Raw genomic sequence first — 23,914 nt, 5'->3', positions numbered from 1 at the left:
TCTTGAAAGGTTCAGTAGACCGGCGGGGAAATCACCCAGACGGCGACTGCGGGTTCCGAGTAGGGGTTGGCCCAACGATAGGAGGCATTGCGGATGCGGAAACTGTCTCCGGTGGTCACGGTGAAGGCATCGTCATCCAGCCAGATGTCCAGCTTGCCCGAGATCATGTAGGCAAGCTCCTGCGTGGGGCGTGAAATGGGGCTCTTCCGGCTCGAGCCGGGTTGAAACGTGGAGTGGATCATTTCGAAATCGTCGGTGAGATCCGGCGACACCAGCGCCTCGACAAGTCCGGCGTCGCGTTCACCGATGATGCGCCGGGCGGATGACCGCACGATCCGTCCCTTTTCGGCATCGGGTGCGTCGGCGCTGCCGAAAAAGATGGAGAGCGGCACGTCGAAAATATCGGCAATCTGACGGAGGTCGGACAGGCGCGGCGTCGAGATGTCCCGTTCGATCTGGGACAGCCAGCCGACGGACCGGCCGAGCCTCTGGGCAAGGTCCTCAAGTGTCATTTTCCGAGTTGTGCGAAGGGCTCTGAGATCTTCGCCCAGGCTGCTCATTTCCATTCCGGCGATCCGTCCGTGAAAATTTCACGGATAATTTCATTCCGGATTATGAAAAAATCAACAAAATTTTCACGCGCTCACGAACTTTTTCATACGCGGCTTTCCAGGAGCGCGGTTACAGGCAGCTTTTGGGCGGAAATTGCCTCACGCGGCGGCTTCGTTCATGCGCTTGGCAATGTGCGAAATGCCGTCGGGAATCCGTGCCGAAGCGATCGAGGAATAGGCAAGGCGATAGTGCCCGGGCTGTTCTTCACCCTGAGCGAAAAAGGCGCGCCCGGCCTCGATCAGAACGCCGTCTTCGCGCAACTGCATCGCCAGCCTGGAACTATCGACACCTTCTCCGGCTTTCATCCAGAAGGACGACCCTCCGAATGTGCCCTGACCGATCTGGGCCAGGCCGTTTTCCATCATGCTCTGCTCCATGATCGATCTGCGTTTCCGGTAGATGCGCCCCATGCGGGCGATCTGGGCATCATAGTGGCCGAGCGACAGGAAATAGGCGGCGGTGCGCTGAATGAGCCCGGGCGGATGCCGCAGCACCAGCGAGCGCAGGGCCCGCGCCTCGCGGATGAAAGGCTCGGACGCGACCAGATAGCCGAGCCTCAGCCCGGGGAACAGGGACTTGGAAAACGAGCCGACATAGATGACCGATCCGGTCGGATCGAGGGATTTCAGTGCGGGCGAGGGCGACTTCAGGAAGGAGATCTCGAATTCGTAGTCATCCTCCACGATGATGAAACCCCGGCGCGCGGCAAGATCAAGCAACCGTTCGCGCCGCGACACGGGCATTGTCGCATTGGTCGGACAGTGGTGGCTGGGCGTCGTGAAGACGACGTCGGCGTCCTCGGGCAAATCCTCCGGTGGCATGCCGGCCGCATCGACATCGACCGCAACCGTGTTGCAACGGGTCTGGCTCAGGATCTGGCGGAGCCCGGGATAGCAGGGGTTCTCGATGGCGGCGGTGCGTCTTTGGGTCAGAAGGATCTGGGCCGTGATCCAGAGCGCATGCTGCGCGCCCATCGTGATCAGGATTTCCTCCGGCCGCGCCGTGATCGCGCGCCTCGGCAGGATCTGGCGCAGAATGAACTCGACCAGCATGGGATCGTCACGCTCGTAATAGTCGGTTGCCAGCGTGTCGAAGTCCTTGCGCCCGACGGCCTTGAGCGCGCAGTTTCGCCAGTTGTGATGGTCGAACAGCCTTGAATCCGACTGGCCATAGATGAACGGATACTTGTAATCGCGCCAGTTGTCGGGCCGCACGAGCGGCACATGTTCGGAAAAGCGCTGCCCGATGGTCTTCGACCAGTCCACCTGCGCCTTGTCGGATTGATTGGGAAGCGAGAATTTCGGCCGGCTCGGGGCTGTCTGCGCAACGAAATAGCCCGACCGTCCCCTGGAAACGAGATACTCGTTCGAAACCAGTTCGGTATAGGCGATCGTGACCGTGATCCTGGCAACGCCGAGATGCTCGGCAAGCTTGCGCGAAGACGGCATTTTCTCCCCCGGCAGGCAGCGCCCCGACAGGATCGCTTCCACGACCAGTCGCTGGATCTGCTGTTGGAGGGACGTTTCATTGTCTGGCCGGAGAAAGAATGTCTCTGCCGGAATCGCCATATCTGGCCCTAATTTTTGTTGTTTGTGGACCTATAGCATAGCCATCCGGAAATATTTGGCAATTCCCGTTGAGACCGTCAAAGTTGCAAGCCAAGGCATCCCGGCTGTCACCCCGGGCGATGGCAAAGAGGAGGCCTGCGGCCTGCAAGCAAAAAAACCGCGCCGTCCCGGACTTGATCCGGGACCTGCTCAGCGTTTGGCAGGCGGCTCCGGCTCAGGGCCGGGGCGGCGGCGAACAAGGGGCAGTGACGCTCTGTTCAACTCTGTGCTTTCACCAACGCGTTCAGGCGCCAATGGTCCGTTCGTCCTGGAAAACCTAAATGACCCGTCATTGCCGAACTTGATCCGGCAATCCAGGCCGTTCCGGCGCCCCAAACTCATATCCCCGATCCGGGAAAGGTCACGGCATGGGTCCCATGGTCGAGCCATGGGACGACCGGTGAAATGGGAGGGCAACAAGGTGCGGGGGTAAGGGGGCGTGCTTGTCGCGTGCGTTCAACAAACACCCAGCGCCGTCCCGGACCCGATCCGGAACCCGAGCAGCGCCACGCAAAAGGCCCCGGCTCAAGGCCGGGGCCGCGCGGGCAAGCAACAAAGGCTGAAGTCCGGCTCTTGCAGCCTGAGGGCAAGAGCCGGGAGGAGACGCCGTCAGCCGAAGACGCGTGTCAGCGCACCGTCGATCGCGTCGCTGATGTGATCGATGTCGCTTTCGCCGGCAATCAGCGCCGGAGACAGGCAGATGACGTTGTTGAGACCGGGAACGGCGCGGTTGCTGACACCGATGATGACGCCTTGTGCCATGCAGTCCGCAGCGACCGCCTGCATCTGCTTTTCAGCAACCGGTTCTTTCGTGGCACGGTCCGCGACCAGTTCTGCGCCGCAGAAGAGGCCTTTGCCGCGCACATCGCCGACAACCTTGTGCTTTTCCATCAGGCCGTTGAGGTTCGACATCAGCCGATCGCCCATTCGGGTCGTGTTGTCCAGGAGGCCTTCATCTTCGATGATGCGCATGTTCTCGAGCGCGGCGGCCGGGCCGGCCGTACATCCGCCAAAGGTTGAAATATCGCGGAAGAAGCTCATCGGGTCGGACGCATCATCCTTGAACATGTCAAAGACCTCTTCCGTCGTGACCATGCAGGCAATTGCCGCGTAGCCTGAAGCGACGCCCTTGGCCATTGTCACGAAATCCGGCTTGATTCCGTAGTGCTGGTAGCCGAACCAGGTGCCCGTGCGCCCGACGCCGCAGACCACCTCGTCGATATGAAGCAGGATGTCGTATTTCTTGCAGATTTCCTGAACCCGGTCCCAGTAACCCTGGGGCGGTGTAATCACGCCGCCGCCAGCGGTGACCGGCTCCAGGCAGAGCGCCCCCACCGTGTCCGGGCCTTCGCGCAGGATGACCTCCTCGATGGCGTCTGCGGCGCGTTCGCCGTAGTTCTCGACATCCCACTGCGCGCGGTATTCGCAGCAATGCGGGACCTCGACGAAACCAGGCGTATAGGGGCCGTACTGCGCATTCCGCTCCTGCTGCCCGCCGGCAGAGATCGCCGTGATCGACGACCCGTGATAGTCGCGCTCGCGATAGAGGATCTTGTGTTTCTTGCCGCCGAAGCGCTTGTGCGCGATCTGGCGAACCATCTTGAAGGCCTTTTCGTTGGCCTCGGTGCCCGAATTGGTGAAATAGACCCGGCTCATGCCCGGCATCTTGGAAATCAGCCGTTCGGAAAACAGCGCGCCGGGGATGGACCCGGCGGAGTTCGCAAAATAGTTCAGCTTCACGAGCTGGTCGCGAATGGCATCCGCGATGGACTCGCGCCCATAGCCGACATTGACGGTCCACACACCACCGGAGACCGCATCGAGATGTTCCTTGCCGGTCGCATCCCAGAGCTTCATGCCCTTGCCTTCAACCATGATTTTGGGGTCGATCGTCTCCAGCGCCTTGTGCTGAAGCAGATGATGCCAGACGTGGTTGCGGTCGGCTTCAATGATTTCGCTCAGATCATTCGGTGAAGCAGCGACGTTCATGGCGATGTCCTTTCAAAGCTGCGGGTTATGGACGCGAAAAGGGTGAATTCGTTTCGGACTGCGCAAGCGATTTTTTGTGCGCCTGCTCACAATTCAAGCAGTCCGTTGCACCAATTGTTTTCAGTCAACACGGCCCGGCGGGGACATATAGGGCCAGATAAAGATATACAATAGATCCAGATCAGTGTTTCTATTGTAACCGCGCCGTTCTGTCGTAACCATTTTCGCCATGCAGGCAAGCCGATATTCGAGGAGAGCGGCACGAGACAGGAAAATCTGCGCGTCTGTAATGTACCGAGGGAACAGTGAGAAAAAATCAATGACCTACAGATCAAAACTTTTAGGCACATTCGCAGCTCTGGCATTCATGAGCGGATTGCCGGCAAATTCATACGCCGAGGACCTGACCGTGGCCTACTTCCTGGAGTGGCCGATGCCGTTCCAGTACGCCAAGGAAAAAGGCCTTTATGAAAAAGAGCTCGGCGTCAACATCAACTGGGTGTCGTTTGACACCGGCACGGCAATGTCTGCTGCGATGGCGTCCGGCGACGTTCAGATCGCCGTCAGCCAGGGCGTACCGCCCTTCGTGGTTGCAGCGTCCGCCGGTCAGGACATCATCCTGACGGACATCGCGGTGAGCTACTCCGAAAACGACAACTGCGTCGTGGCCGAAGCTCTCGAGATCGACAAGAACAATGCCAAGGAACTGGAAGGCAAGCAGGTCGGTGTTCCGATCGGAACCGCGGCCCACTATGGCTTCCTGTCCCAGATGAAGCATTTCGGTGTCGACATCACGACGATGGAAATCGTCGATATGGCACCTGCCGACGGGGCCGCCGCCTTCGCACAGGGCAGCCTGGACATGGTCTGTGGCTGGGGTGGCGCGCTGCGCCGGATGGTCGAACACGGCAACGTGCTTCTGACCGGTGCCGAAAAGGAAGAACTCGGCATTCTTGTATTTGACGGCATCAGTGTCCCGTCCGATTTCGCCGCAGAGGAAAGCGAAATGCTGACCAAGTTCCTCAAGGTGACCGCCGAGGCGAACGCCATGTGGAACAAGGGTGACAACAAGGACGAGATGATCGCGGTCATCGCCAAGGATGCGGGCATGGACGTGGACGCAACTGCTTCTACGCTTGCAACCTTCACGTTCCCGAATGTTGAAGAGAAGCTGAGCGACAAGTGGATGGGCGGCAACGTCCAGACCTTCATGCTCGGTGTGGCGGATGTCTTCCAGGAAGCCGGTTCGATCCCGCAGGCGCTCGACAGCTATGTCGACACCGTGGATTCCAGCTATCTGGCAGCCACCAACACAGAGTAAGATAACATCCCTGCAACACGCGGGGCGGCCGGGTCCGGCCCCCCCGCACTCCCTCCTTTCAAGCTGCAGGAGATGACAGGCAATGGACGGCCTCCATATCGAAAATCTCTCCATGCGTTTCGATCTTCCCAACGGAACACATGTACAAGCGCTCAAGGACGTGTCCATTGAGCTGAAGACCGGTGAAATCATGTCGGTCCTGGGGCCGTCGGGTTGCGGCAAGACCACACTCTTGAACATCGTTGCGGGCTTTCTGGCACCCACCGGCGGACAGGTGCGCATGAACGGCCACGTTGTCACCGGGCCGAATGCCGAACGGGGCATGGTGTTCCAGAAGGGCGCTCTGTTCGAGTGGATGAACGTGCGCAAGAATGTCGAATTCGGACCGCGCATGAAATCGACCCCCAAGCGCGAACGTGACCAGATCGTGGATCATCTGCTCGAAACGGTCGGCTTGCAGGACTTCAAGGAAAAGGCGGTTTACGAGCTGTCCGGCGGCATGCAGCAGCGTGTCGCCCTCGCGCGCTGTCTCGCCAACGACCCGGATGTCATCCTGATGGACGAACCGCTCGGTGCCCTTGACGCGCTGACGCGCGAGAAAATGCAGGGCCTCGTTCTGAAGCTCTGGAAGGAAACCGGCAAGACCGTCATTCTGATCACGCACTCCGTGGAAGAGGCGCTGCTTCTTGGCGAGCGTCTGCTCGTCATGGCGCCTCGGCCCGGACGCATTCACAAGGAATATCGTCTGCCATTTGCCGATCGCGGTGTTGAGGCGGACCTTCGCGAAGTCAAGAAAAGCGATGGTTTCGGGGAAACGCGTGAGGAGATCCTCTCGATGATCTGGGAAATGGAAGAGGAAATCATGGGCCGATCGGAGACAGCAGCATGACCGGATCAGTTGTCTTCCTCGTATATGCCGGCCTGTTCCTCGCCAGCTATTTCCTGGTGAGCTATCTCAGCAGCATCATGCAGCGCGGGCAGGATTTCACCAGCCTGAAAACCGTGACCTTCGGCGATGAAAGTGCCATCCGACCGAATCGCGCTGCCTCTGTCATCTCGGTCATCGTGATCTTTTTCATCTGGGGTGCGTTCACCGGGTCGAAACTTGTGCCGTTTCATGTCCCCGGTCCGTTCACCGGGGAAACCAGCTTCACCTATTCCGTGGTCAACGATGCCGGTGAGACCGGCGAAGCCACGGTGGACGTCATCGTCCACGAACCGGGTGCAAAGATTGACGACCCGGAAATCGCCACAACTGAGGGTCTCGCCCAGAACGATTCCGGCACCGTCGGTGCCTGGCGGTCGGTTCTGTTGCGCGTCACGCGCAACGACGGAGATGGGGCCCGTGTCACGGCGGTGGACGGTCAGGCGATCGAGCCCGGTCAGACGGTTCCCGTGGCGAACGGAACTGTCAGCATGACCCCGAAAGGCTCGCTGAACTTCGAGCCTGACAAGGGCCTGCAGATGGAGCCCATCTGGATGCCGTCTCCCGAAGCCGTGGTCAGCCGCTTTGGCGAAATCGCCTCCGAGGGCTACCAGAACTTCACACTCTGGGAGCATCTCGGCTGGTCGCTATTGCGTGTTGTCGGGGGCTTCGTTGCCGGTGCCATCGTAGGTATTCCGCTCGGATATGCCATGGGGCTTTCCAGCTGGGTGCGCGGCTGGTTCGACCCCATCGTCGAATTCATGCGGCCGGTTCCGCCCCTGGCGCTGATCCCGCTGGTCATCATCTGGTTCGGCATCTGGGAAACCGGCAAGATCGTGCTTCTGTTCCTTGCCGCGCTCTGGATCATGACCATTGCCGCGCGCGCCGGTGTTTCCGGCGTGAACATCAGCAAGGTCCATGCCGCTTTCTCGCTGGGTGCCAACAAGCGTCAGATCCTGCGCTACGTGATCGTCCCCAACTCGCTTCCGGAGATTTTCACCGGCGCGCGGGTCGCCATGGGCGTCTGCTGGGGAACGGTTGTTGCGGCGGAACTCGTCGCGGCGCAGAAGGGCGCCGGCATGATGATTATCGCGGCGTCGAAGTTCCAGCTGACCGACATCGTCATCATGGGGATCATCCTGATCGGCATTGTCGGATACAGCATCGACATCCTGATGCGTATGGCCGAGCGGGTGCTCGTGCCCTGGAAAGGCCGGGCCTGACTGAAATTATTTGCGCGGTTTGGAGGCGCGGCTCTGGCCGCGCCTTTTTTGCTTTTTTTGCCGTCCTCGCGGTTGCAAGGCAGATCAGGCTTGAGCCGGATTACATGTCAGTTTTGCCGTTGTCAAAAAGACGGTTTGAAGTCTGGCAAAGTTCATCTGATTGAAATTTTGAGTTTATTTAAGTATATTGAAAAAGTGGATGCTGGAAAATTTGGGTGTCTACTTGAAATTTCGTCCCGTTTTGATCGGGGTGCACAAGAATTACGCAGTGCTTAGTATTTTTTGGTGAGCGAGAACCTGTTCAGATGCCTGATCCGGTACGCGCCTTCATTTGATTGCAACATTGGGTTTGCCGATCTGGCCAGGCGCCTCGAAAGTCGGCCGTTTTATTTGTTCTGGAGACAAGATCGTGAAACATGCTGCTCCGAAAGATAAACATTTCCTGCTGCGCCGGGAACTGGTGAGCGTCTTGTGCAGGCATCAGGAGAGCTTCTGTGCCGCCGAACTTCTGGCAGTCTCAAGTCAGCTCGTGGGCAACCTGATCGCCCTTCAGGATGAAACGCGTATGTCGCCCGAAATTGCGATGGAAATCGTTCTGCAGAACATCGAAGAAGGCAACCGCACGGCCATCGCCGGTCTGGAAACGGAGACCACCGCGGCCTGAACGCGCAATGATGCCCTCCGGTATCCCTGTTGCGAGAAACCCTTCCCGGAAGAGTACCGGACGCTGATTGTCTGCCACCGAACCACAGACGGGCAATGCGAGAAACCGCCAGCGACCGTCAGTCGAACGGACCGTCGATGACCTGCTGCGAAGAGTAGTTTGCGAGAAGTTTTTCCCGGTGCCATTCCGCTGCCATCGGCGAATTCGCATATTCATGGAAACAGGGCGTGCCCAGGGTGAAATGCAGCAGCTTTGCGTCCGGGTTCGGACCGAATTCATCCGGCAGCCAGTTCCATTCGATCGGCAATTCTCCGATCAGGTCGTCGGAAAGCCAGGTGAAGCGGTGCAATTGAGCGCCCGTTGCTTCCATGACAAAATCCGGTGTGACCGTCCGGTTGGCCGGGTGCCCGCAGTTCCAAAGCACCACGCTGGACCAGTTCTTCCGAGGGTAGTCCTCGTTCTTGGATCCGAGATACTTGGTGTGCTGCCGTGTCTTGTAGTCGTGATGCACACACATCACGGCCTTGCTTTCATCGCGCATGGCAAAAAGCTTGGCAATGTCGTCCCGCACGATCATGTCGCCATCCAGAAACAGCGCCCAGCCGTTGTAGTTCATGAGGTGCGGAATGAGGAAGCGTGTATAGATGAAATGGTTCGAGCCGTCGGTATGGGTTTCCTGGTAGGTTTTCAGATTGTTCAGGGAGATCGGTGAAATCGCCAGCATATCGCTGGAGAGCCGGGTCAGACTGTTCGCGCAGACGTGAAATGCAACGGCTTCCCTAGTGTCAAAACCAACAAAAATATTAAGCATCTTGCGCAACCCTCGAATCTGAATTTCGACGCAAACTATTTCCAATAACTTGAATAATCAATGCCACATTTGCCGCATTGGATTGTTCCATCGTTGCTCTCGGCACAAAGTGAAAGGAGGCGGAGAATTCAGCTGATTTTTAGCCTTGCCTTTGTGTAGGCAAGACGTCTGTCACAACCATTCCGGCCTGTTTCCGGATGGCGATATGATGGCCGTTCATTTGCCCTTCAGGCTATGAGGCTCCGGACGCCAACCGGTGAATAACCGCAAGAGACGTTTCAGCGACGGTTTAGAGTCCGCCTCGACAAGCGACCTGGTCTTGCGTGCGCCGCTGGCATAGCACCTGGCGACAAAATCCTGATCCGGCTCGCCGCCGACGCGGAACAGGAAACCGTCGGCATTGTTATGCGCCACCAGCGTGCAGCCGAGACCCGCCATCAGGCCGATAAGCGAATCGTGGGTGAAGTAGTATTTGTGGGCAATGTGAAAGTGTTGCAGCCACTGTCTGGCGCGTTGCCGGTCGATGATCGGTGTTGCAACATAGAGCAATCCGTTCTGCGTACAGCAGTTCCGAATGAGATCTGCCATTTGAGCGCCCGGATCGATCATGTGCTCGATCACATGCGACACCACGACGAGGTCGTATGTTTGCGATTTGTCGTAAGGCCGGATGCCCTGGGTGAATGCAAACTGGCTGTACTCGTCTTCCACTTCGTGAAGTGAAACGGTTTTCCCGTGTGCGATGAGATCGAAGGTCTTGCCGCCGGCGCCGCCGCCGAAATCGAGCACCGTATCGAAGTCTTCGCCGAGTCCGGCAAGAAACGGAGCAAGCGACTTTGCTTTTTGGTTGGCAAAAAGCGTCTCCGGCGTCCGGGCCTTGCGTTTTACCTTGCCGTAGACGGTGCTGTAGTAATGCGCGGCCGTCGCATCCGTGAAATAGGGATTGGCCCGCAGGGTGCCGCAATCCGAGCATGCGACGATCGGCAGGAAGTTCCTGTGCCGCGAGACCGTGGAGACGACATACGATCTGGTGCTTCCGCAGGTGCACTTCGTGAACCGGAAATCGTGGTTTTCAATTTCCGGGAATTCATCGAACAGTTCTCTGTATTTGTGATGACTGTCATTGAAGTCGAAGAGCACGCAAGCAACCCGGATTTGAACAAGACCTTAATGTCGCTTGTGGCTTAAAGTCGGCGGGAAAGTCTGTCAAGAGAACCGGGACAATGTTCGCGGACGCGCCTTGCGGACCGGTAGACGCCGGTGCGCGCCGGAAACTCAAGCGCTGGCGTCGACGCCGAAAATCCTGCGCTTGGTTGCTTCGCCAGAATGCAGCACCCTGTTGAAGACGTAGTGCTTCGTCCGCTTTTCCAGGAAGCGTGCGCAATAGGTTGCGTGTCCTGCCAGATTGCGGCGCGCCAGCGGACCGGATGACGAATGGGAGACAAGGGCGCCTGCCGTGATCAGATCGGCAAACCATCTCTTTTCCGCGTCCCAGTCATGCGTGTGCTGCCGCCCCTGATGCGTGAAGCCGAACAGATGGAATTCCGTATCGGTCAGACTGTCCAGGAATTCCGCGACGATCGCGGCTCCTGTTGTCGGATTGCTCTTCAGGAACGGATCGTATTTCTGAAGCCGCTTGCGGGCCTTCTCGGTCGCCTCCAGGCCGAGATAGCAGGCCTTGCATTCGCGGTCGAAAAGCCAGTCCACCTGCCCGTTCTTTTCCGTATCGTTCACCCAGACCTCTTCGGCCCGGTGCAAGGCGACCGGATTGATGCGCTTGCTCATGTAGACGCGGGCGCGATTGAGCAGCAGGATGTCGACCCTTTGCCCCGCGGCGCCGCAGGCGCGTGCACCGTTGAATCTCAGGACAAGGTCTGCTTCGTCGATCTTCGGTGCGTCCAGGGCCGTCACAGGCCCGTTGCCGACGATCGCGATTGTTTTTGGTTGTCTTGCCAGAAGGCTGCTGCTGATCATTGTTGTCCCGGCCGGCTGCGGTGCATTCCAAGTTCACATCGGATGAGCGAGCCTTATCGGGCAGAATGTCAGAGAGCACAAGTTCTGTTGCAGGGCCGTGCGCCCGGGGACGGCCCGCGGCGATGCCGGGCCAATGCCGGGCCAATGCCGGGACTGGGTCTTCCGCGTCCCCCGTCGAATTGTGCCGCAAAAGTACCTCGCTGCACCGCAACGCTTCCAAAGCCGGCAAGTCCACTTTTCTTGCAGGAAAAAGACAGCCGGCACCGGCAGCCAAGATAGGCACTCGCCACTTCCAGCGGCAAAATCTGTGTAAGTCGAAAATATGGCGGACAGAGAGGGATTCGAACCCTCGATACGGTTGCCCGTATACACGCGTTCCAGGCGTGCGCCTTCAGCCACTCGGCCACCTGTCCGTTCCAGGCTGAACCCGCCTGAGTGCCGCGCAATATACTCAGCCTGATCCCAAGTGCAAGCGCTCAAACGGGTTTTTTTTGAAGGCGTGAGAGGCTGTGGAACACGTGCCGCATTTCGTGCCGCGAGGTATACCGGAAGCGATATTTCAGCGCGGCTTTTTCCGGCGAAACTCACAAGAATGTGTTGCATATCAATTATTGAACAAGAAATATCAGCTATTACTCTAAGGGCGTTGCGGCGCACTTTGTTTTTGAAGTGGCCGACGTATTTGAAATGAAACGGATTTTAACGAAGGACACCTTGAAAAAGGCCGGTACCGACATGATCAGTATTGTTAAATTTGTTTTTCGCCTGATGGGTCTCGCATTTCTTGCCATCGCCATAATTGCCGCCATCTCCGATGCCAGCACCTCCATTGCCCAGTCTCAGCTGCAGCTTCAGCCGCTGGGTCAGCTGTTGTTCGGTCTGTTTCCGGACACGTTTCCGATCCTCCAGCCTGCCATCGAGCGTCATGTTCATCCGGCGCTGTGGGATCCCGTCCTGCTGACGCTGATGACCTGGCCGGTCTGGGCCGTTGCCGCACCGCTCGGCCTCGCCTTTCTCTGGATGGGCGCACGCCGCGGGCGCATTCAGCCGCAATTCGCCTGAGGACTTGCAAGACACGCATTCGTGAACTGACTTGGAAACGGCGCGCAACTACGCCACATTACGGGCAATGCTTGTGACGCCGTTCCGGGTCTGTCTTCATGTGACGGACTAGGACCGGCACTTTCAGGAGTTTGCCTATGTCCTTCATGACCATGCTCACAAAGAAATTCTCGTTACCGGGCAAGGATGAAGCGCTGCCCGGCCGTGACGCGGCCATCGTGCCCGAAGAGCCGCATTTCGTGAACGGCAAGTCCATGACCGGTCCCTATCCCGATGGTATGAAAACCGTGCTTGTCGGCATGGGCTGTTTCTGGGGTGCGGAGCGGCTGTTCTGGCAACTGCCGGGCGTTCATGTCACCGCTGTCGGCTATGCCGGCGGTTACACGGCGAACCCGACCTATCACGAGACCTGCTCCGGGCGGACCGGTCACACGGAAGCGGTTCTTGTCGTTTACGACCCGGCCGTGATCGGACTGGAAGACCTGTTGAAAGTGTTCTGGGAAAACCACGATCCGACGCAGGGGATGCGCCAGGGCAATGACACCGGCACCCAGTACAGGTCTGCGGTCTATGTGAATTCGGCGGACGATCTGGAGCTTGCGCTCAAGACCAGGGATGCCTATCAGGCGGCCCTCTCCAATGGCGGCGTATCCGCATCGATCACGACCGAAATCCGCGAGCTGGACACGTTCTACTTTGCCGAGGACTATCATCAGCAGTATCTGGCGAAGAACCCGGCCGGCTATTGCGGCATCGGCGGCACCGGCGTTTCCTGCCCGACCGGGATCGGTCAGCCGGCCTGACCCTGACGGGCACCCGGACATCCTGCGGCGGTCTCTCCGCCGCAGGCAGACGTTTGCGGCAAGGCATCCGGAAAATTGACAGGGAGGCCCGCCGGCTGCGTCAGTCTGTCTGAGGCAATTCCACGAAAAAGCCGGATATCTCTTTCGTTTCCCTGCGATAATTCAGTTTTTATTAAAATTACAGCGAGATCCTCAACACCGGATAAGGTGTACAGGGGAGTCTCATGATGAGCCGCTTCGCAAAGGGTTTTGCGGCCGTCTATTTTCTGATCTGCAGCGCTGTTGTTCTGTTTGCATCGCTGGTGCCGAATGGCACCGGTCCCGTTGCCGTTTTTGCGAAACCGTGGGGCAAATCCGCGATCGAAATCGTTGCTGCCGCGGAGGCACCGGTGATTTTCGTTCGCAGCGGCTCCTGGATCGCGCTGACGGAGTCCACCGACACCGAATTGGTAAGCCGGCTTTACGAAGCGGGAGCCGGATTTGTTGCCTCAAGCGCGGTTGCCATGGCCTGCGCGCGCTTGTCGGGCCTTTCACTGGAGAAGAATACATGAGCGAAATGGCGGTGGGGGTCTCGGGCCTGGATTGCTTTCGGGAGCGGTTCTCGAAAATAGTGATCTATTTCACCTGGTTCAATGTCGGCCTTGTCGCTGTCACGGCGTGGCTGGTCGGCAATGTTTCGTTCGGCCTTGTTGCCGGCGGAGCCTTTCTGCTTGGAGCGGCCGCGACGGCCTGCTGGCTGAAATTTGGCGCAGGCGTCGAAACGCGCCTTGCAACGGCCATGTCGCTGGCGGCCCTGGTCGCGCTCTTCGTTGCCTCGCTGTCGACACCGGACGGGCAGAACTCGTTTCAGCTTGATGGCCACATGTATTTCTTCGCGGTTCTCGCGATCCTGGCAAGCTGGGTCGACTGGCGCGCGTTGGTTGCTTACGCCGCGGTCGTTGCTGTGCATCACCTTGCATTGAACTTTCTCATGCCCTGGGCCGTGTTCCCGAATGGCGCGGACTTCGCGCGGGTCGTGTTTCATGCGCTCATCGTTGTGGCCGAAGTTGGCGCCCTGTGGTGGATGACCAACTCTCTTGCAACTGCGTTCACGGCGTCCGATGAGGCGCGCGAGGAGGCGGAGAAGGCCCAGGCGGAAGCGCTCGAGCTGCAGGAGGAAAACTCCCGCCACACGGACGCGGAGCTTGAAAAGCAGCACACGGTCAGCGAGCGGATTGCCGTCTTCCAGCAGGAGATCGCCTCCAAGCTTGACGGCGTCGGGCTCAAGGTCGCCGAGATGCGCGGCTCCGCCGAAGAACTCGGCGCGGTTGCGCAGGACACGACCGGCCGCGCGACCTCGGTTTCCGATGCCTCCGAAACAGCGTCGTCCAATGTGCAGATGGTTGCATCGGCTGCCGAGGAACTGTCCTCGTCGATTGCCGAAATTTCGCGTCAGGTCGAGCAGACCACCGAGATCGTGATGAAGGCGACGGAAAACGCCCAGACCAGCAATCGCAAGGTCGCCGGACTGTCGGAGGCTGCCAACCGCATTGGCGAAGTCGTGACGCTGATCCAGGCGATCGCCGAACAGACCAACCTGCTTGCCCTGAACGCGACGATCGAGGCGGCGCGGGCAGGGGAGGCCGGCAAGGGCTTCGCCGTTGTTGCCGCGGAAGTGAAGGAACTTGCGACGCAGACCTCCAAGGCGACCGAGGAAATCGGGGCCCAGATCTCGGCGATCCAGGCGGAGACCAAGGGCGCGGTCGAATCGATCGGTGTGATCGCGGAAACCATGGACGAGGTCAACAGCTACACAGCCGCCATTGCGGCAGCCGTTGATGAACAGGGCGCGGCGACCCAGGAGATTTCGCGCAACGTTGCCGAGGCCGCCGATGGCACCGGCCGCGTGGCGGAAAATATCGGCGGCGTTCGTGAATCGGTGGAACGCACCAGCCGCTCAGCGTCCTCCATGGCGGATGCGACGGAGGTACTGGACGCGGAAACATCAGAGATGCGCCATGCCATCGATGCGTTCCTGCAGGATGTCGCTGCCGCTTAATCAACCAAAAATGACGTCATGAATAAAATTGGCCGGCTACACTTCAGCCGGCCATTTTTTTATCCTGCGCACAGAATGTTTGACTTGATGCCGCTCGGATGTCATGAGCCGCACTTCGAAAGACTACTGAGCGGTCTGGCACAGGGCAAAAAATGGTCGATACGTCTGCCTGCATCGGAAACCGGCATGTTGCAGCCGAAGCCAGGCTGACGCCCGGATCGGTTCTGTTGCTCGACCTCTTGAAACAGCGCTCCGCAAGGCTTTTTGTCGATCCTGCCGAAATCGTGACGTGCACGGCGCTCGAAGACGTTCCGGCCTGTCTGGCAAGGCTTGAAACCGCGCAGGATGAAGGCCGGTTCGCAGCCGGTTTTCTCGCCTATGAACTGGGCTATGCATTCGAGGACAAGCTCAAGTGCCGCTTCGAGCCGTCGGGCGAACCGCTTCTGTGGTTCGGCATTTACGACAGCGTGCTTGAAATTCCGATTGATGCGGCCAGAAAGCTGTTGTCCCGATCCGCCGCAAGGGAAGATGCCGCGATCGGTGTACCGGCCTTTGACATGGACCGGGACGCTTACTCAAAGGCGTTTGAGCGTGTACGCAATCATCTGGCAAAGGGTGATATCTATCAGGTCAATCTGACCATGCGGGCGCAGATGTCGCATGCGGGCGCTCCCGAAGCGCTCTTTCTGGATCTGATGCAGCGCCAGCCTGTCGAGTTTGCCGCGTTTGTCAAGATGACCGACAGGTCGGTCCTGTCGCTTTCGCCGGAACTGTTCCTGGAGCGGCAGGGAAAGACGCTTTGGACGCGGCCCATGAAAGGCACTGCGCCCAGAGGACGGTTTGCCTCGGAGGATGCAAGGATTGCCAGGGATCTCGCCGGCGATCCCAAGCAGCGGTCCGAGAATACGATGATCGTCGACCTGATGCGCAACGACCTGTCACGCATCGCGGAAACCGGTTCGGTGAGGGTAACGAAACTCTGCGAGGTGGAGCGCTACAAGAGCCTTCACCAGATGACGTCGACCATCGAAGCAACGCTTCGCGAAGAAGTCGGCTTTGCCGGCATTATCCGGAACCTGTTTCCGTGCGGGTCCATCACCGGTGCACCGAAGCTCAGCGCAATGCAGATCGCCCATGACCTGGAGAGCGGTCCGCGCGGTGTTTATACCGGATCCATCGGTTACCTCGCGCCTGGCGGCGATTTTCGCCTGAATGTCGCGATCCGCACGCTTGTCCTTCGCGGGGACGGCACGGGGCAGGCCGGGACCGGGTCCGGGGTGGTCTTCGATTCCGGCGCTGCGCCTGAATATGACGAATGCGTCCTCAAGCTCAAATTCATGACCGAGGACATTCCGGATTTCGATCTGATCGAGACCATGGCCTACGATCCGTCCGAAGGGTTTCTGCTCTTCGAACGCCATTTGCAGCGGCTGCAGAAATCGGCGGACTATCTCGGCTTCCGCTTCGACCCGGATGCCGTGCGCTCCGAATTGCTCCAAACGGCTGCCGGCTTCACGGGACCGAGGCGCGTGCGCCTGCTCATGAACGCGGATGGCGAGGCCTCGATCACCTCCACCGACCTCACGCCCGTCGATGAAAACACGGTTTTCAATCTCGTTGTGGCAACGGAAAGAACCCGGGCAACGGACCGGTTCCTCTATCACAAGACGACGAACCGGGCCTTTTACGATGAAACGCGTGCGCGGTATCAGGCAAGCACCGGCTGTCAGGAAGTGCTGTTCCTGAACGAGGACGGCTTTCTGACGGAAGGAAGCTACATGACGCTGTTCCTGAAGAAGAACGGCGTGCTGCTGACGCCGGCCCTGCGTCACGGTCTGCTGCCGGGTACATTCCGCGCCGGTCTTCTGGAGCGCGGGCTTGCGCGGGAAGCCGATCTGACGGAAGAGGACCTGGCAACCGCAGATAAGGTCTTTGTCGGCAATTCGGTTCGCGGTCTTGTGCGCGGGCGTCTGCTGGCTGTCGCGCAGGCAGCGGGCGAAGACGATATGGACGCCGGTGAACTCATCGTTGCGCGCCAGGCCGTTTGAGGCCGGCAGCAAAACCTGCTTTGGATGAAGCCTGTCCCCATATTGTTCACACAGGTGCGTGCGCTTAGGATCGCCCGATGGGCCGCATTCTGGAAACCGAACTCTATCAGCCTGTCAAAACGTTCCTCACCGGGCAGGGCTATGAGGTCAAGGCCGAAGTCGGGGCGGCGGATATCGTTGCCTGCCGGGGCGATGAAGACCCTGTGATCGTCGAGCTGAAAACCGGTTTTACCCTTGGCCTGTTCCACCAGGCGATCGCACGTCAGGCGGTGACCGACGCGGTTTACGTTGCCGTTGCGCGCGGACCCGGACGACGCTTCCAATCCGCCCTGAAGAACAATCTAAAGCTCGCACGGAGGCTTGGTCTTGGTCTGATCACGGTCCGGCTCGCCGACGGACTGGTAGAGGTCCATACAGATCCGGCGCCTTATGTGCCGCGCAAGTCAAAGCAGCGCAAGGTCCGGCTGCTCAAGGAATTTGCCAAACGGGTCGGCGATCCCAACACCGGCGGGTCGACACGTGTCACGCTGGTGACGGCCTACCGTCAGGATGCCATGCGCTGCGCGGATCATCTGAACGCCAACGGCCCGAGCCGTGGCGCAGAGGTTGCCAAAGCGACCGGCGTCGCCCGGGCAACGCGAATGATGGCCGACGATCATTATGGCTGGTTCGAGCGCGTCGAGCGTGGGATCTATGGATTGACCCCCAAGGGCGAGGCATCGGTCGCTGAGCGGGAAAAGGACACAGGATAGGGGGCCAACGCCAGATGGCGAAAAGGCTTCAACCCGGCTGGAACAGCTCCACGACGTTTCCCGACGGGTCCTCGCACAGGATCTGCCGGCCGCCCGGACCTTCCACGATATCGTTTTTGAAGCGCACGCCCGCTTGACGAAGATCCTCCACCGTTCCGGCAATATCCGTGACAACCACCACGATCCTGCTCCAGCCACCCGGCGCGGGTTTTGAGCCATCCGGCATCGGCCTCGACGCCGACGCGAGCGGACCGGCGACCCAGAGCTGCAAGTCGTCCTTGTTCAGGATCGCCATGGCGGGCCCATACTGCTGATCCAGCACGAAACCCAGCTGATCCCGATAGAACGACACCGCTTGATCGACGTCGTCGACGATGTAGCGAAAGGTTGCCATATCAATCCCCTGCTGCTCGGTCTTTTCAGACGGTCACGGGATCGATGCTAACACACGCGCTGAACGGTGTGCGAGCGCAGTGCACGCATTGATAATCAAAAAAGGGCGGGGCCATGGTACAGCGCCGGACATTTGCGCCTGAAACTCACAGCGTGTTGATCGTCGAGGTGTTAAGAAAGCGTTAAAAAAATTCCCTCTCGGCGCGATCCATGCTACAACCGATGGGCAAGTATCAGGTTGTATTCTGATGTTTTTAAAGCAAACCCCGACCAAGAAAACGAAACCGGGTTTGCTCGATAAGTTTGTTTTTTACGTTTTGGGAGGCGTGAATGAAACTTAAGGCGATTATTGCAGCGACAGCGATGATATGCACTCCGCTGACTGCGGCGCAGGCCTTGACCTGGCAGCTCCTTGATCACGGATATGGCGCGCTCGGAGCATATTACGGCTTGCGGCTCGACAGTCTGTTCGGCACCACAAATCCGGACGAGGTTTTCAGCGCCAGTTCCGCTGGAGCGTCCGTTTACTTGACCTGGGACGGATCGACCGGTGTCGGTGCAACGGCCACCATAAGCGGCCACCTGGCTTTCAATGCTGACGCGACCACGCCGGCGGGTACGTCGGTGAACCCTGACGACGGCAAGCTGTCCAAGGTCTCCTATGTCCTGAGCAACCTGGTTTCTGCCGGTAACGGATTTCGGGCCATGGCCGGCACCGGATCGGTGTGCGGCGGAGTGTTGGGCGCCGTGACGGATTGCTACAATCTGGAAGGCAAGTCGGACGGCACGAGCGTGCTCAATTTCATCGATAACGGCCACCGGATTCCTGGCGACAACAGCACATTCGTTGCGGAAGGCTGGATCGACTACAGCGGAACCAATGACTGGCTTGTCAAGGCAACCGTTGTTCCGCTTCCCGCGGGCATTTTGCTTCTGCTGACGGGTCTCGGCGGTCTTGCGGCGCTGGGCAGAATGCGGAAAACGGCCTGACCGGGTTCAAAATGAAAACAGCTTACGGCGGCGTCGAGCCGCCGTTTTCGTTTGTGGCTATGCCCTTGAATGCACGATCCTTTCTGTAACGTCTTCGCAGCGCCGGAGAAGCGCTAACTGCATGGAACGGCCTCCGCCATCGCGCTCAGGAAAAGCCAGGACCCATCAATATGCCTTTGTGCCTTGTTGGCGCGAAGATACTCCATGAAAATATCTACATACTGCTTGTACGAGTATTCATTGCTTATGCAGATGTCCCACGGGTAGTCGGTACCGTCCCGTTTCGCCTTCTGGATGCCCGCCGAGATCTGCGCGAGCGCGCCGACGACATAGCCGTAGCACACATCCTTGCTGACCGGCCGGCCGTACTGGCATGCCGAAAACAGATCATTGCCCGACAGGGCCTGGGCCGGCTTCGTATCCATGAGTGAGACCAGGGCTAGGACTGCCACCGCCAATCCGAACATCCGCATTTGATCCATTCCCTTCATAGCGTTTGTCACACCTCTCTACAGACTTTTGCTGTTGTCAATGCGCGATCACACGGCAGGTTGCCACGGAACGACCTCGAGCTCCGGCCAGAGGACTTTCATCCGTTCCGCCTTCTCGACATAGGTCTCTTCGTTCTGCTGCGTGAAGTTCGGCACGAGCCGCATCGCAAAAAGATTTGCCAGGCCGAACGGAGCGTGAATGTCGAGCGTACCGTCCGCCTTGAGACGTGCAGCAACCGCATGCGTGCGGGCCGCATAGGTCGTCAGCGCATCCATGGAACAGTCGAGCGGCCGGTAAGGACGGCCAAAGCGCTGCTCGTACCACAGGTGCACACGGGCCTGGTTCCGCACTTCAAGCAGGTCGGCGAATTCCGGCAAGGCATCGTTGACGCGCCTGATAACCGCGTCTTCCGCCTCGTAGGAAAGGTCCTGCCCGTCAAAATAGATGACATCGAAATCCTTGATGCCGTGAAGGAGGGCCCGCCCGGTCAAAACGTTCCAGACCGTCTGATAGAGCCCCCCTGAAACCAGCCAGGCATCGGGCAGATCGAGATCACGGATCGTCGCAAGTATCTCCATGATGTGCGGTACGGATGCGATCACGTCTTTCAGATGGGCGATGCGGTCCTCTTCGCGGGCCTGATACGGATCGCCGAGCAGGTCCGTCTTGCTGGTGCCAGAACGTTGCGTCATGGGGTGGTCCTCTTTCCGGGCCGCCGACGCTACCCGATTCTGACGATCGAAGCATACGTAGCTTTGACGAGGCCGTCGGGCACAGTTGAAAATGAGTGATCAGATGTACATCCGGGTCTTGCTTGACACACCCGTTTCCGGTGCCATGTTTGAAACGGGGCAGCCAGATTTGGATGGTTCGAATGAAGATGTTTTCTGAAGACTTCTCAAAATCCCTGCGTAAATGCATGGTGTTGGCGATCGGGGCCACCGCACTCACAACAGTTTCGGTTCAGGTGTCACAGGCGCAGTCCGGCAGGCCTGACACGCGCTCTCTCTCTTGTGGACAGGTCCAATCGCTGATCAAGCAGAATGGAGCCGCCGTCCTGCGAACTGGTCAGTATACCTTCGACCGGTATGTCTACACACGGAACTTCTGCCAGCACGGAGAGGTCACGAACAAGCAGTGGGTGCCCACCAAGGATGTCCGGCAGTGCCTGGTGCGGGTCTGTATTGATCCGAATATCCTGAGGTTCAACGACTTCTAAAATGAAAAGCATCTCGTGCCGCCCGGGTTTGTCCGGAAAGCGGCGCGGGGGCCACGCGTTCAATCGAGACAGACGTCGTCGGAAAGCAAATTCCGGCAGCCAGCCAAGTGGGGAGTGTGCTTGATGACCTTCGCCAGACCGTTATGCACCGGAGTGGGTGCCGTTGGCCTTGCCGCCGTGACCCTGATGGCATCCGTCTCGGTGACACATGCGCAGGCGCGCCCAGACACGCGTCAGCTCACCTGCGCCCAGGCGCAGGCACTCGTCAAGCAACGAGGCAGTGTCGTCATGACCACAGGTCCGACGACCTTCGACAAGTTCGTCGCGACGTCAAACTACTGCTCGCCCGACGCAAAGATGCTGCGCCCGAAATTCGCGCCGACAAAGGACAACAAGAAGTGCGCGGTCGGCAACCAGTGCTTCCGGAGCCGGAACTTCCGCTGAGCCATTCTGTTCGGTAGATGGAACGCTTGCCGGGGAGCGCGCAGCGGTTCTGAAAAAGCCGCTGCGCATCCACGTTGCCTGTCGGCGGGCCGGTCAGCCCCGGAGCGTGCCGCCGGTCGCCTTCTCGACATTGGCGATGATCTTCTTCGCCACCGTGTCGATTTCCTCGTCCGTCAGCGTCTTCTGGCGCGGCTGCAGCAGCACATCGATCGCGACCGACTTCTGGCCCTCCGGCACGCCCTGTCCTTCATAGATGTCGAACAGGGTCACGTCGGCGATCAGGTTCTTTTCGGCGCCTCTTGCCGCTTTCAGCACGGTCTCTGCGACAACATCCTGGCCGACCAGGAATGCGAAATCGCGCCGGACCGGCATGAGATGGCTGGCGTTGAGCGCGCCCTTGGAGCCGCCGCCTTTTTTCTTCGGCTGCGGCAGGGCGTCGAGGTCGATCTCGAAAGCCACCAGGGGGCCTTCGATATCAAGCTCGGCCAGGGTCCGCGGATGAACCTCTCCAAAGACGGCAAGCGTGTTTTTGGGCCCGAGTTTCAGGCAGCCGGAACGTCCGGGATGAAAGGTAGACGGCGCATCGGCGTAGACCTGCAAGCGGTCGACCGGAGCCCCGATCGCGGCAAGCGCGGCTTCCGCGTCGGCCTTCGCGTCATAGACATCCACTTCGCCGGAATTTCCGGACCAGTGCCGGCCCGGACCCTGCAGTTTCGCCGTGCCCCGGCGCACGCCGGCGGCAACCATCTTCTGGCCCTCGGGTGTGTCACCGTGAAAAACCTGGCCGATTTCGAACAGCGCCACATCGCCGAAACCGCGGTCGGCATTGCGCTGGGCCGCGGTCAACAGGCCCGGCAGCAGGCTCGGGCGCATGTCCGACATTTCGTGCGAGATCGGATTGGCAAGCGCAAGAGCGGCGTTGCCGCCACCGAAAAGCTCTGCCTGGGGTCTGGAAATGAACGACCAGGTCACGGCCTCGTTGAAACCGCGCGCGGCCAGTGCGCGCCTTGCCCGGTTGCGCCGGATCTGTCCCGTGGTCAGGACTTTCTGTCCGACGGTGCCGGTGCGTGGCAGGGGCGTCAGCGGCACCCGGTCAAGCCCGATGATGCGGACGATTTCCTCGACTAGATCTGCCTTGCCCTCGATGTCCGGACGCCAGCTCGGTGCCGCGACCTTGACGGTATCGCCGCCGCCGGAAATCCAGAACCCGAGCGACTTCAGCGTCAGGTTCGCCTCGGCGAGCGACACCTCGACACCGGACAGTCGGCGGATCTCCGAATAGGGGAACTCGATGATGTTGCTGCTGTCCGGAACGCGGCCTGCCTGGGTGGTTTCCGACGGTTCGCCGCCGCACAGGTCGAGTACCATGCGGGTGGCGTATTCCAGGCCAGGCATCATGTAGTCGGGATCGACCCCGCGCTCGAACCGGTAACGCGCGTCCGTGTTGACGCCGAGCTTGCGGCCGGTCGCCGCGATGTCGTCCTCGTCCCAAAGCGCGGATTCGATCAGGACATTGACCGTGTCTTCGGTGCAGCCGGACGGCTCGCCGCCGAGGATGCCGCCAAGGCTTTCCACGGCGTTGTCGTCGGCAATGACGCACACGGTGTCGTCGACCTCGTAGGACTTGCCGTTGAGGCCGTCGAGGGTCTCGCCCTCCTTGCCGCGCCGGACCACGAGGTTTCCGTGCACCTTGTCGGCGTCGAACACGTGCAGCGGACGACCCTGGTCAAAGGTGATGTAGTTGGTGATGTCGACAAGGATGTTGATCGGACGCAGGCCGATGGCCGTGAGGCGGTCCTGCAGCCACTGCGGCGACGGGCCGTTCTTGAGGCCCTTGACCATGCGCAGTCCGAACGCCTTGCACATCGGTTTCGTGTCGCCGAAGTCCAAAGTGACGCTGACAGGGCAGGGGTAGCTGCCGCGGATCTGCTCGTGCGAGCGTTCCTTAAGCTTGCCGAGCCCGGCTGCGGCGAGATCGCGCGCGATCCCGTAGACGCCGGTGCAGTCCGGGCGGTTCGGCGTCAGCCCGATTTCGATGACCGGCTCGTCCAGACCCGCCCATTCGGCGTAGTTGACGCCAACCGGTGCATCCGAAGGCAGGTCGATGATACCGTCATGTTCGTCCGACAGTTCAAGCTCGCGCTCCGAACACATCATGCCGAAGCTTTCCACATCGCGGATCTTGCCGACGGACAAGGTGGTGTCGAGACCGGGAATATAGTCGCCCGGCTTGCCGAGCACGCCGACAAGACCGGCACGCGCATTGGGCGCCCCGCAGACGATCTGCACCGGGTCGCCGTCGCCGGTATCAACCTTGAGCACGCGCAGCCTGTCGGCGTTCGGGTGCTGTTCGGCTTCCAGGACCTTCGCGATCCGGAACGGCTTCAGCCTGTCGGCACGGTTGGTGACCTCTTCGACCTCCAGCCCGATCATCGTCAGACGTTCGACGATCTCTTCCAGGCTGGCATCGGTTTCCAGGTGCTCCTTGAGCCAGGAAAGGGTGAACTTCATTTTTGGTACTCTTTTGTCTCTTGCGCGGCATCACGG

General features: G+C 59.5%; 23 protein-coding genes and 1 tRNA gene. 13 read left to right on the top strand and 11 right to left on the bottom strand.

Annotation, left to right across the window (positions count from 1 at the left end; genetic code table 11):
* Window positions 1–11: 11 nt before the first annotated feature.
* The 3 genes from RBB49_RS03820 to RBB49_RS03810 all read right to left on the bottom strand — a co-directional run bounded on the left by RBB49_RS03820 (window position 12) and on the right by RBB49_RS03810 (window position 4,208).
* A complete protein-coding gene (locus RBB49_RS03820) occupies window positions 12–566 on the bottom strand; it encodes a helix-turn-helix domain-containing protein (RefSeq protein WP_306141330.1) in 555 nt (184 codons plus the stop codon).
* Window positions 567–710: 144 nt separating this feature from the next.
* Complete coding sequence (locus RBB49_RS03815; RefSeq protein WP_306141329.1) at window positions 711–2,180, bottom strand: PLP-dependent aminotransferase family protein; 1,470 nt, start codon at window positions 2,178–2,180, stop codon at window positions 711–713.
* Window positions 2,181–2,828: 648 nt separating this feature from the next.
* Window positions 2,829–4,208, bottom strand: a complete 1,380-nt coding sequence (locus tag RBB49_RS03810; RefSeq protein WP_306141328.1) for an aspartate aminotransferase family protein — start codon at window positions 4,206–4,208, stop codon at window positions 2,829–2,831.
* Between the two features lie 319 nt (window positions 4,209–4,527).
* Between RBB49_RS03810 and RBB49_RS03805 the strand changes: the two genes are divergently transcribed.
* The 4 genes from RBB49_RS03805 to RBB49_RS03790 all read left to right on the top strand — a co-directional run bounded on the left by RBB49_RS03805 (window position 4,528) and on the right by RBB49_RS03790 (window position 8,341).
* The gene (locus RBB49_RS03805) at window positions 4,528–5,529 is read left to right on the top strand and encodes an ABC transporter substrate-binding protein (RefSeq protein WP_306141327.1); all 1,002 of its coding nucleotides are present in this window, start codon (window positions 4,528–4,530) and stop codon (window positions 5,527–5,529) included.
* 82 nt (window positions 5,530–5,611) lie between these two features.
* Complete coding sequence (locus RBB49_RS03800; protein WP_306141326.1) at window positions 5,612–6,418, top strand: taurine ABC transporter ATP-binding protein; 807 nt, start codon at window positions 5,612–5,614, stop codon at window positions 6,416–6,418.
* Complete coding sequence (locus RBB49_RS03795; RefSeq protein WP_306141325.1) at window positions 6,415–7,677, top strand: ABC transporter permease subunit; 1,263 nt, start codon at window positions 6,415–6,417, stop codon at window positions 7,675–7,677. Before RBB49_RS03800 ends, RBB49_RS03795 begins: the two co-directional genes overlap by 4 nt.
* Before the next feature lie 409 nt (window positions 7,678–8,086).
* Entirely contained in the window at window positions 8,087–8,341 is a 255-nt protein-coding gene (locus RBB49_RS03790; RefSeq protein ID WP_306141324.1) for a hypothetical protein, read from the top strand.
* Window positions 8,342–8,459: 118 nt separating this feature from the next.
* On the opposite strand, the gene RBB49_RS03785 is transcribed toward RBB49_RS03790, so the two are convergent.
* The 4 genes from RBB49_RS03785 to RBB49_RS03770 form a co-directional block, all read right to left on the bottom strand.
* The gene (locus RBB49_RS03785; protein ID WP_306141323.1) at window positions 8,460–9,152 is read right to left on the bottom strand and encodes a glycosyltransferase; all 693 of its coding nucleotides are present in this window, start codon (window positions 9,150–9,152) and stop codon (window positions 8,460–8,462) included.
* A gap of 216 nt (window positions 9,153–9,368) precedes the next feature.
* The gene (locus RBB49_RS03780) at window positions 9,369–10,292 is read right to left on the bottom strand and encodes a methyltransferase domain-containing protein (RefSeq protein ID WP_306141322.1); all 924 of its coding nucleotides are present in this window, start codon (window positions 10,290–10,292) and stop codon (window positions 9,369–9,371) included.
* A 135-nt stretch (window positions 10,293–10,427) separates the two neighbouring features.
* A complete protein-coding gene (locus RBB49_RS03775) occupies window positions 10,428–11,126 on the bottom strand; it encodes a hypothetical protein (RefSeq protein WP_306141321.1) in 699 nt (232 codons plus the stop codon).
* A 323-nt stretch (window positions 11,127–11,449) separates the two neighbouring features.
* Window positions 11,450–11,539, bottom strand: a tRNA-Ser gene (locus tag RBB49_RS03770).
* Between the two features lie 322 nt (window positions 11,540–11,861).
* Between RBB49_RS03770 and RBB49_RS03765 the strand changes: the two genes are divergently transcribed.
* From RBB49_RS03765 to RBB49_RS03740, 6 genes are all read left to right on the top strand, one after another.
* A complete protein-coding gene (locus RBB49_RS03765) occupies window positions 11,862–12,188 on the top strand; it encodes a hypothetical protein (protein WP_306141320.1) in 327 nt (108 codons plus the stop codon).
* A gap of 137 nt (window positions 12,189–12,325) precedes the next feature.
* On the top strand, window positions 12,326–12,991 hold the full coding sequence (gene msrA, locus RBB49_RS03760) for a peptide-methionine (S)-S-oxide reductase MsrA (RefSeq protein ID WP_306141319.1): 666 nt from the start codon (window positions 12,326–12,328) through the stop codon (window positions 12,989–12,991).
* Between the two features lie 227 nt (window positions 12,992–13,218).
* Window positions 13,219–13,542 (top strand): hypothetical protein, encoded by a 324-nt coding sequence (locus RBB49_RS03755; protein ID WP_306141318.1) that lies wholly within the window; start codon window positions 13,219–13,221, stop codon window positions 13,540–13,542.
* A complete protein-coding gene (locus RBB49_RS03750; RefSeq protein ID WP_306141317.1) occupies window positions 13,539–15,029 on the top strand; it encodes a methyl-accepting chemotaxis protein in 1,491 nt (496 codons plus the stop codon). The genes RBB49_RS03755 and RBB49_RS03750 overlap by 4 nt, the downstream gene beginning before the upstream one ends.
* 152 nt (window positions 15,030–15,181) lie before the next feature.
* Window positions 15,182–17,077, top strand: a complete 1,896-nt coding sequence (gene pabB / locus RBB49_RS03745; protein ID WP_306141316.1) for an aminodeoxychorismate synthase component I — start codon at window positions 15,182–15,184, stop codon at window positions 17,075–17,077.
* Window positions 17,078–17,154: 77 nt separating this feature from the next.
* Window positions 17,155–17,829: a DUF2161 domain-containing phosphodiesterase gene (locus tag RBB49_RS03740; RefSeq protein ID WP_306141315.1), complete on the top strand. Its 675-nt coding sequence runs from the start codon at window positions 17,155–17,157 to the stop codon at window positions 17,827–17,829.
* Window positions 17,830–17,857: 28 nt separating this feature from the next.
* On the opposite strand, the gene RBB49_RS03735 is transcribed toward RBB49_RS03740, so the two are convergent.
* Complete coding sequence (locus RBB49_RS03735) at window positions 17,858–18,223, bottom strand: VOC family protein (protein WP_306141314.1); 366 nt, start codon at window positions 18,221–18,223, stop codon at window positions 17,858–17,860.
* A 329-nt stretch (window positions 18,224–18,552) separates the two neighbouring features.
* On the opposite strand from RBB49_RS03735, the gene RBB49_RS03730 reads away from it, so the two are divergent.
* Window positions 18,553–19,212, top strand: a complete 660-nt coding sequence (locus RBB49_RS03730; protein WP_306141313.1) for a VPLPA-CTERM sorting domain-containing protein — start codon at window positions 18,553–18,555, stop codon at window positions 19,210–19,212.
* A gap of 113 nt (window positions 19,213–19,325) precedes the next feature.
* Here the strand turns inward: RBB49_RS03730 and RBB49_RS03725 are convergent, their stop codons facing one another.
* A complete protein-coding gene (locus tag RBB49_RS03725; RefSeq protein WP_306141312.1) occupies window positions 19,326–19,637 on the bottom strand; it encodes a Rap1a/Tai family immunity protein in 312 nt (103 codons plus the stop codon).
* Window positions 19,638–19,751: 114 nt separating this feature from the next.
* Complete coding sequence (locus RBB49_RS03720) at window positions 19,752–20,396, bottom strand: nucleotidyltransferase family protein (RefSeq protein WP_306141311.1); 645 nt, start codon at window positions 20,394–20,396, stop codon at window positions 19,752–19,754.
* A gap of 182 nt (window positions 20,397–20,578) precedes the next feature.
* On the opposite strand from RBB49_RS03720, the gene RBB49_RS03715 reads away from it, so the two are divergent.
* Window positions 20,579–20,923, top strand: coding sequence for a hypothetical protein (locus RBB49_RS03715; protein ID WP_306141310.1), 345 nt, complete (start codon window positions 20,579–20,581; stop codon window positions 20,921–20,923).
* 123 nt (window positions 20,924–21,046) lie between these two features.
* Complete coding sequence (locus tag RBB49_RS03710; protein WP_306141309.1) at window positions 21,047–21,367, top strand: hypothetical protein; 321 nt, start codon at window positions 21,047–21,049, stop codon at window positions 21,365–21,367.
* A gap of 93 nt (window positions 21,368–21,460) precedes the next feature.
* Here the strand turns inward: RBB49_RS03710 and pheT are convergent, their stop codons facing one another.
* Window positions 21,461–23,878: a phenylalanine--tRNA ligase subunit beta gene (pheT, locus tag RBB49_RS03705; RefSeq protein WP_306141308.1), complete on the bottom strand. Its 2,418-nt coding sequence runs from the start codon at window positions 23,876–23,878 to the stop codon at window positions 21,461–21,463.
* Between the last annotated feature and the right edge of the window lie 36 nt (window positions 23,879–23,914).

It is taken from the genome of Roseibium sp. MMSF_3412 (assembly GCF_030733265.1).
GTDB lineage: Bacteria > Pseudomonadota > Alphaproteobacteria > Rhizobiales > Stappiaceae > Roseibium.
This window is presented reverse-complemented; position numbering and strand designations above follow the sequence as displayed.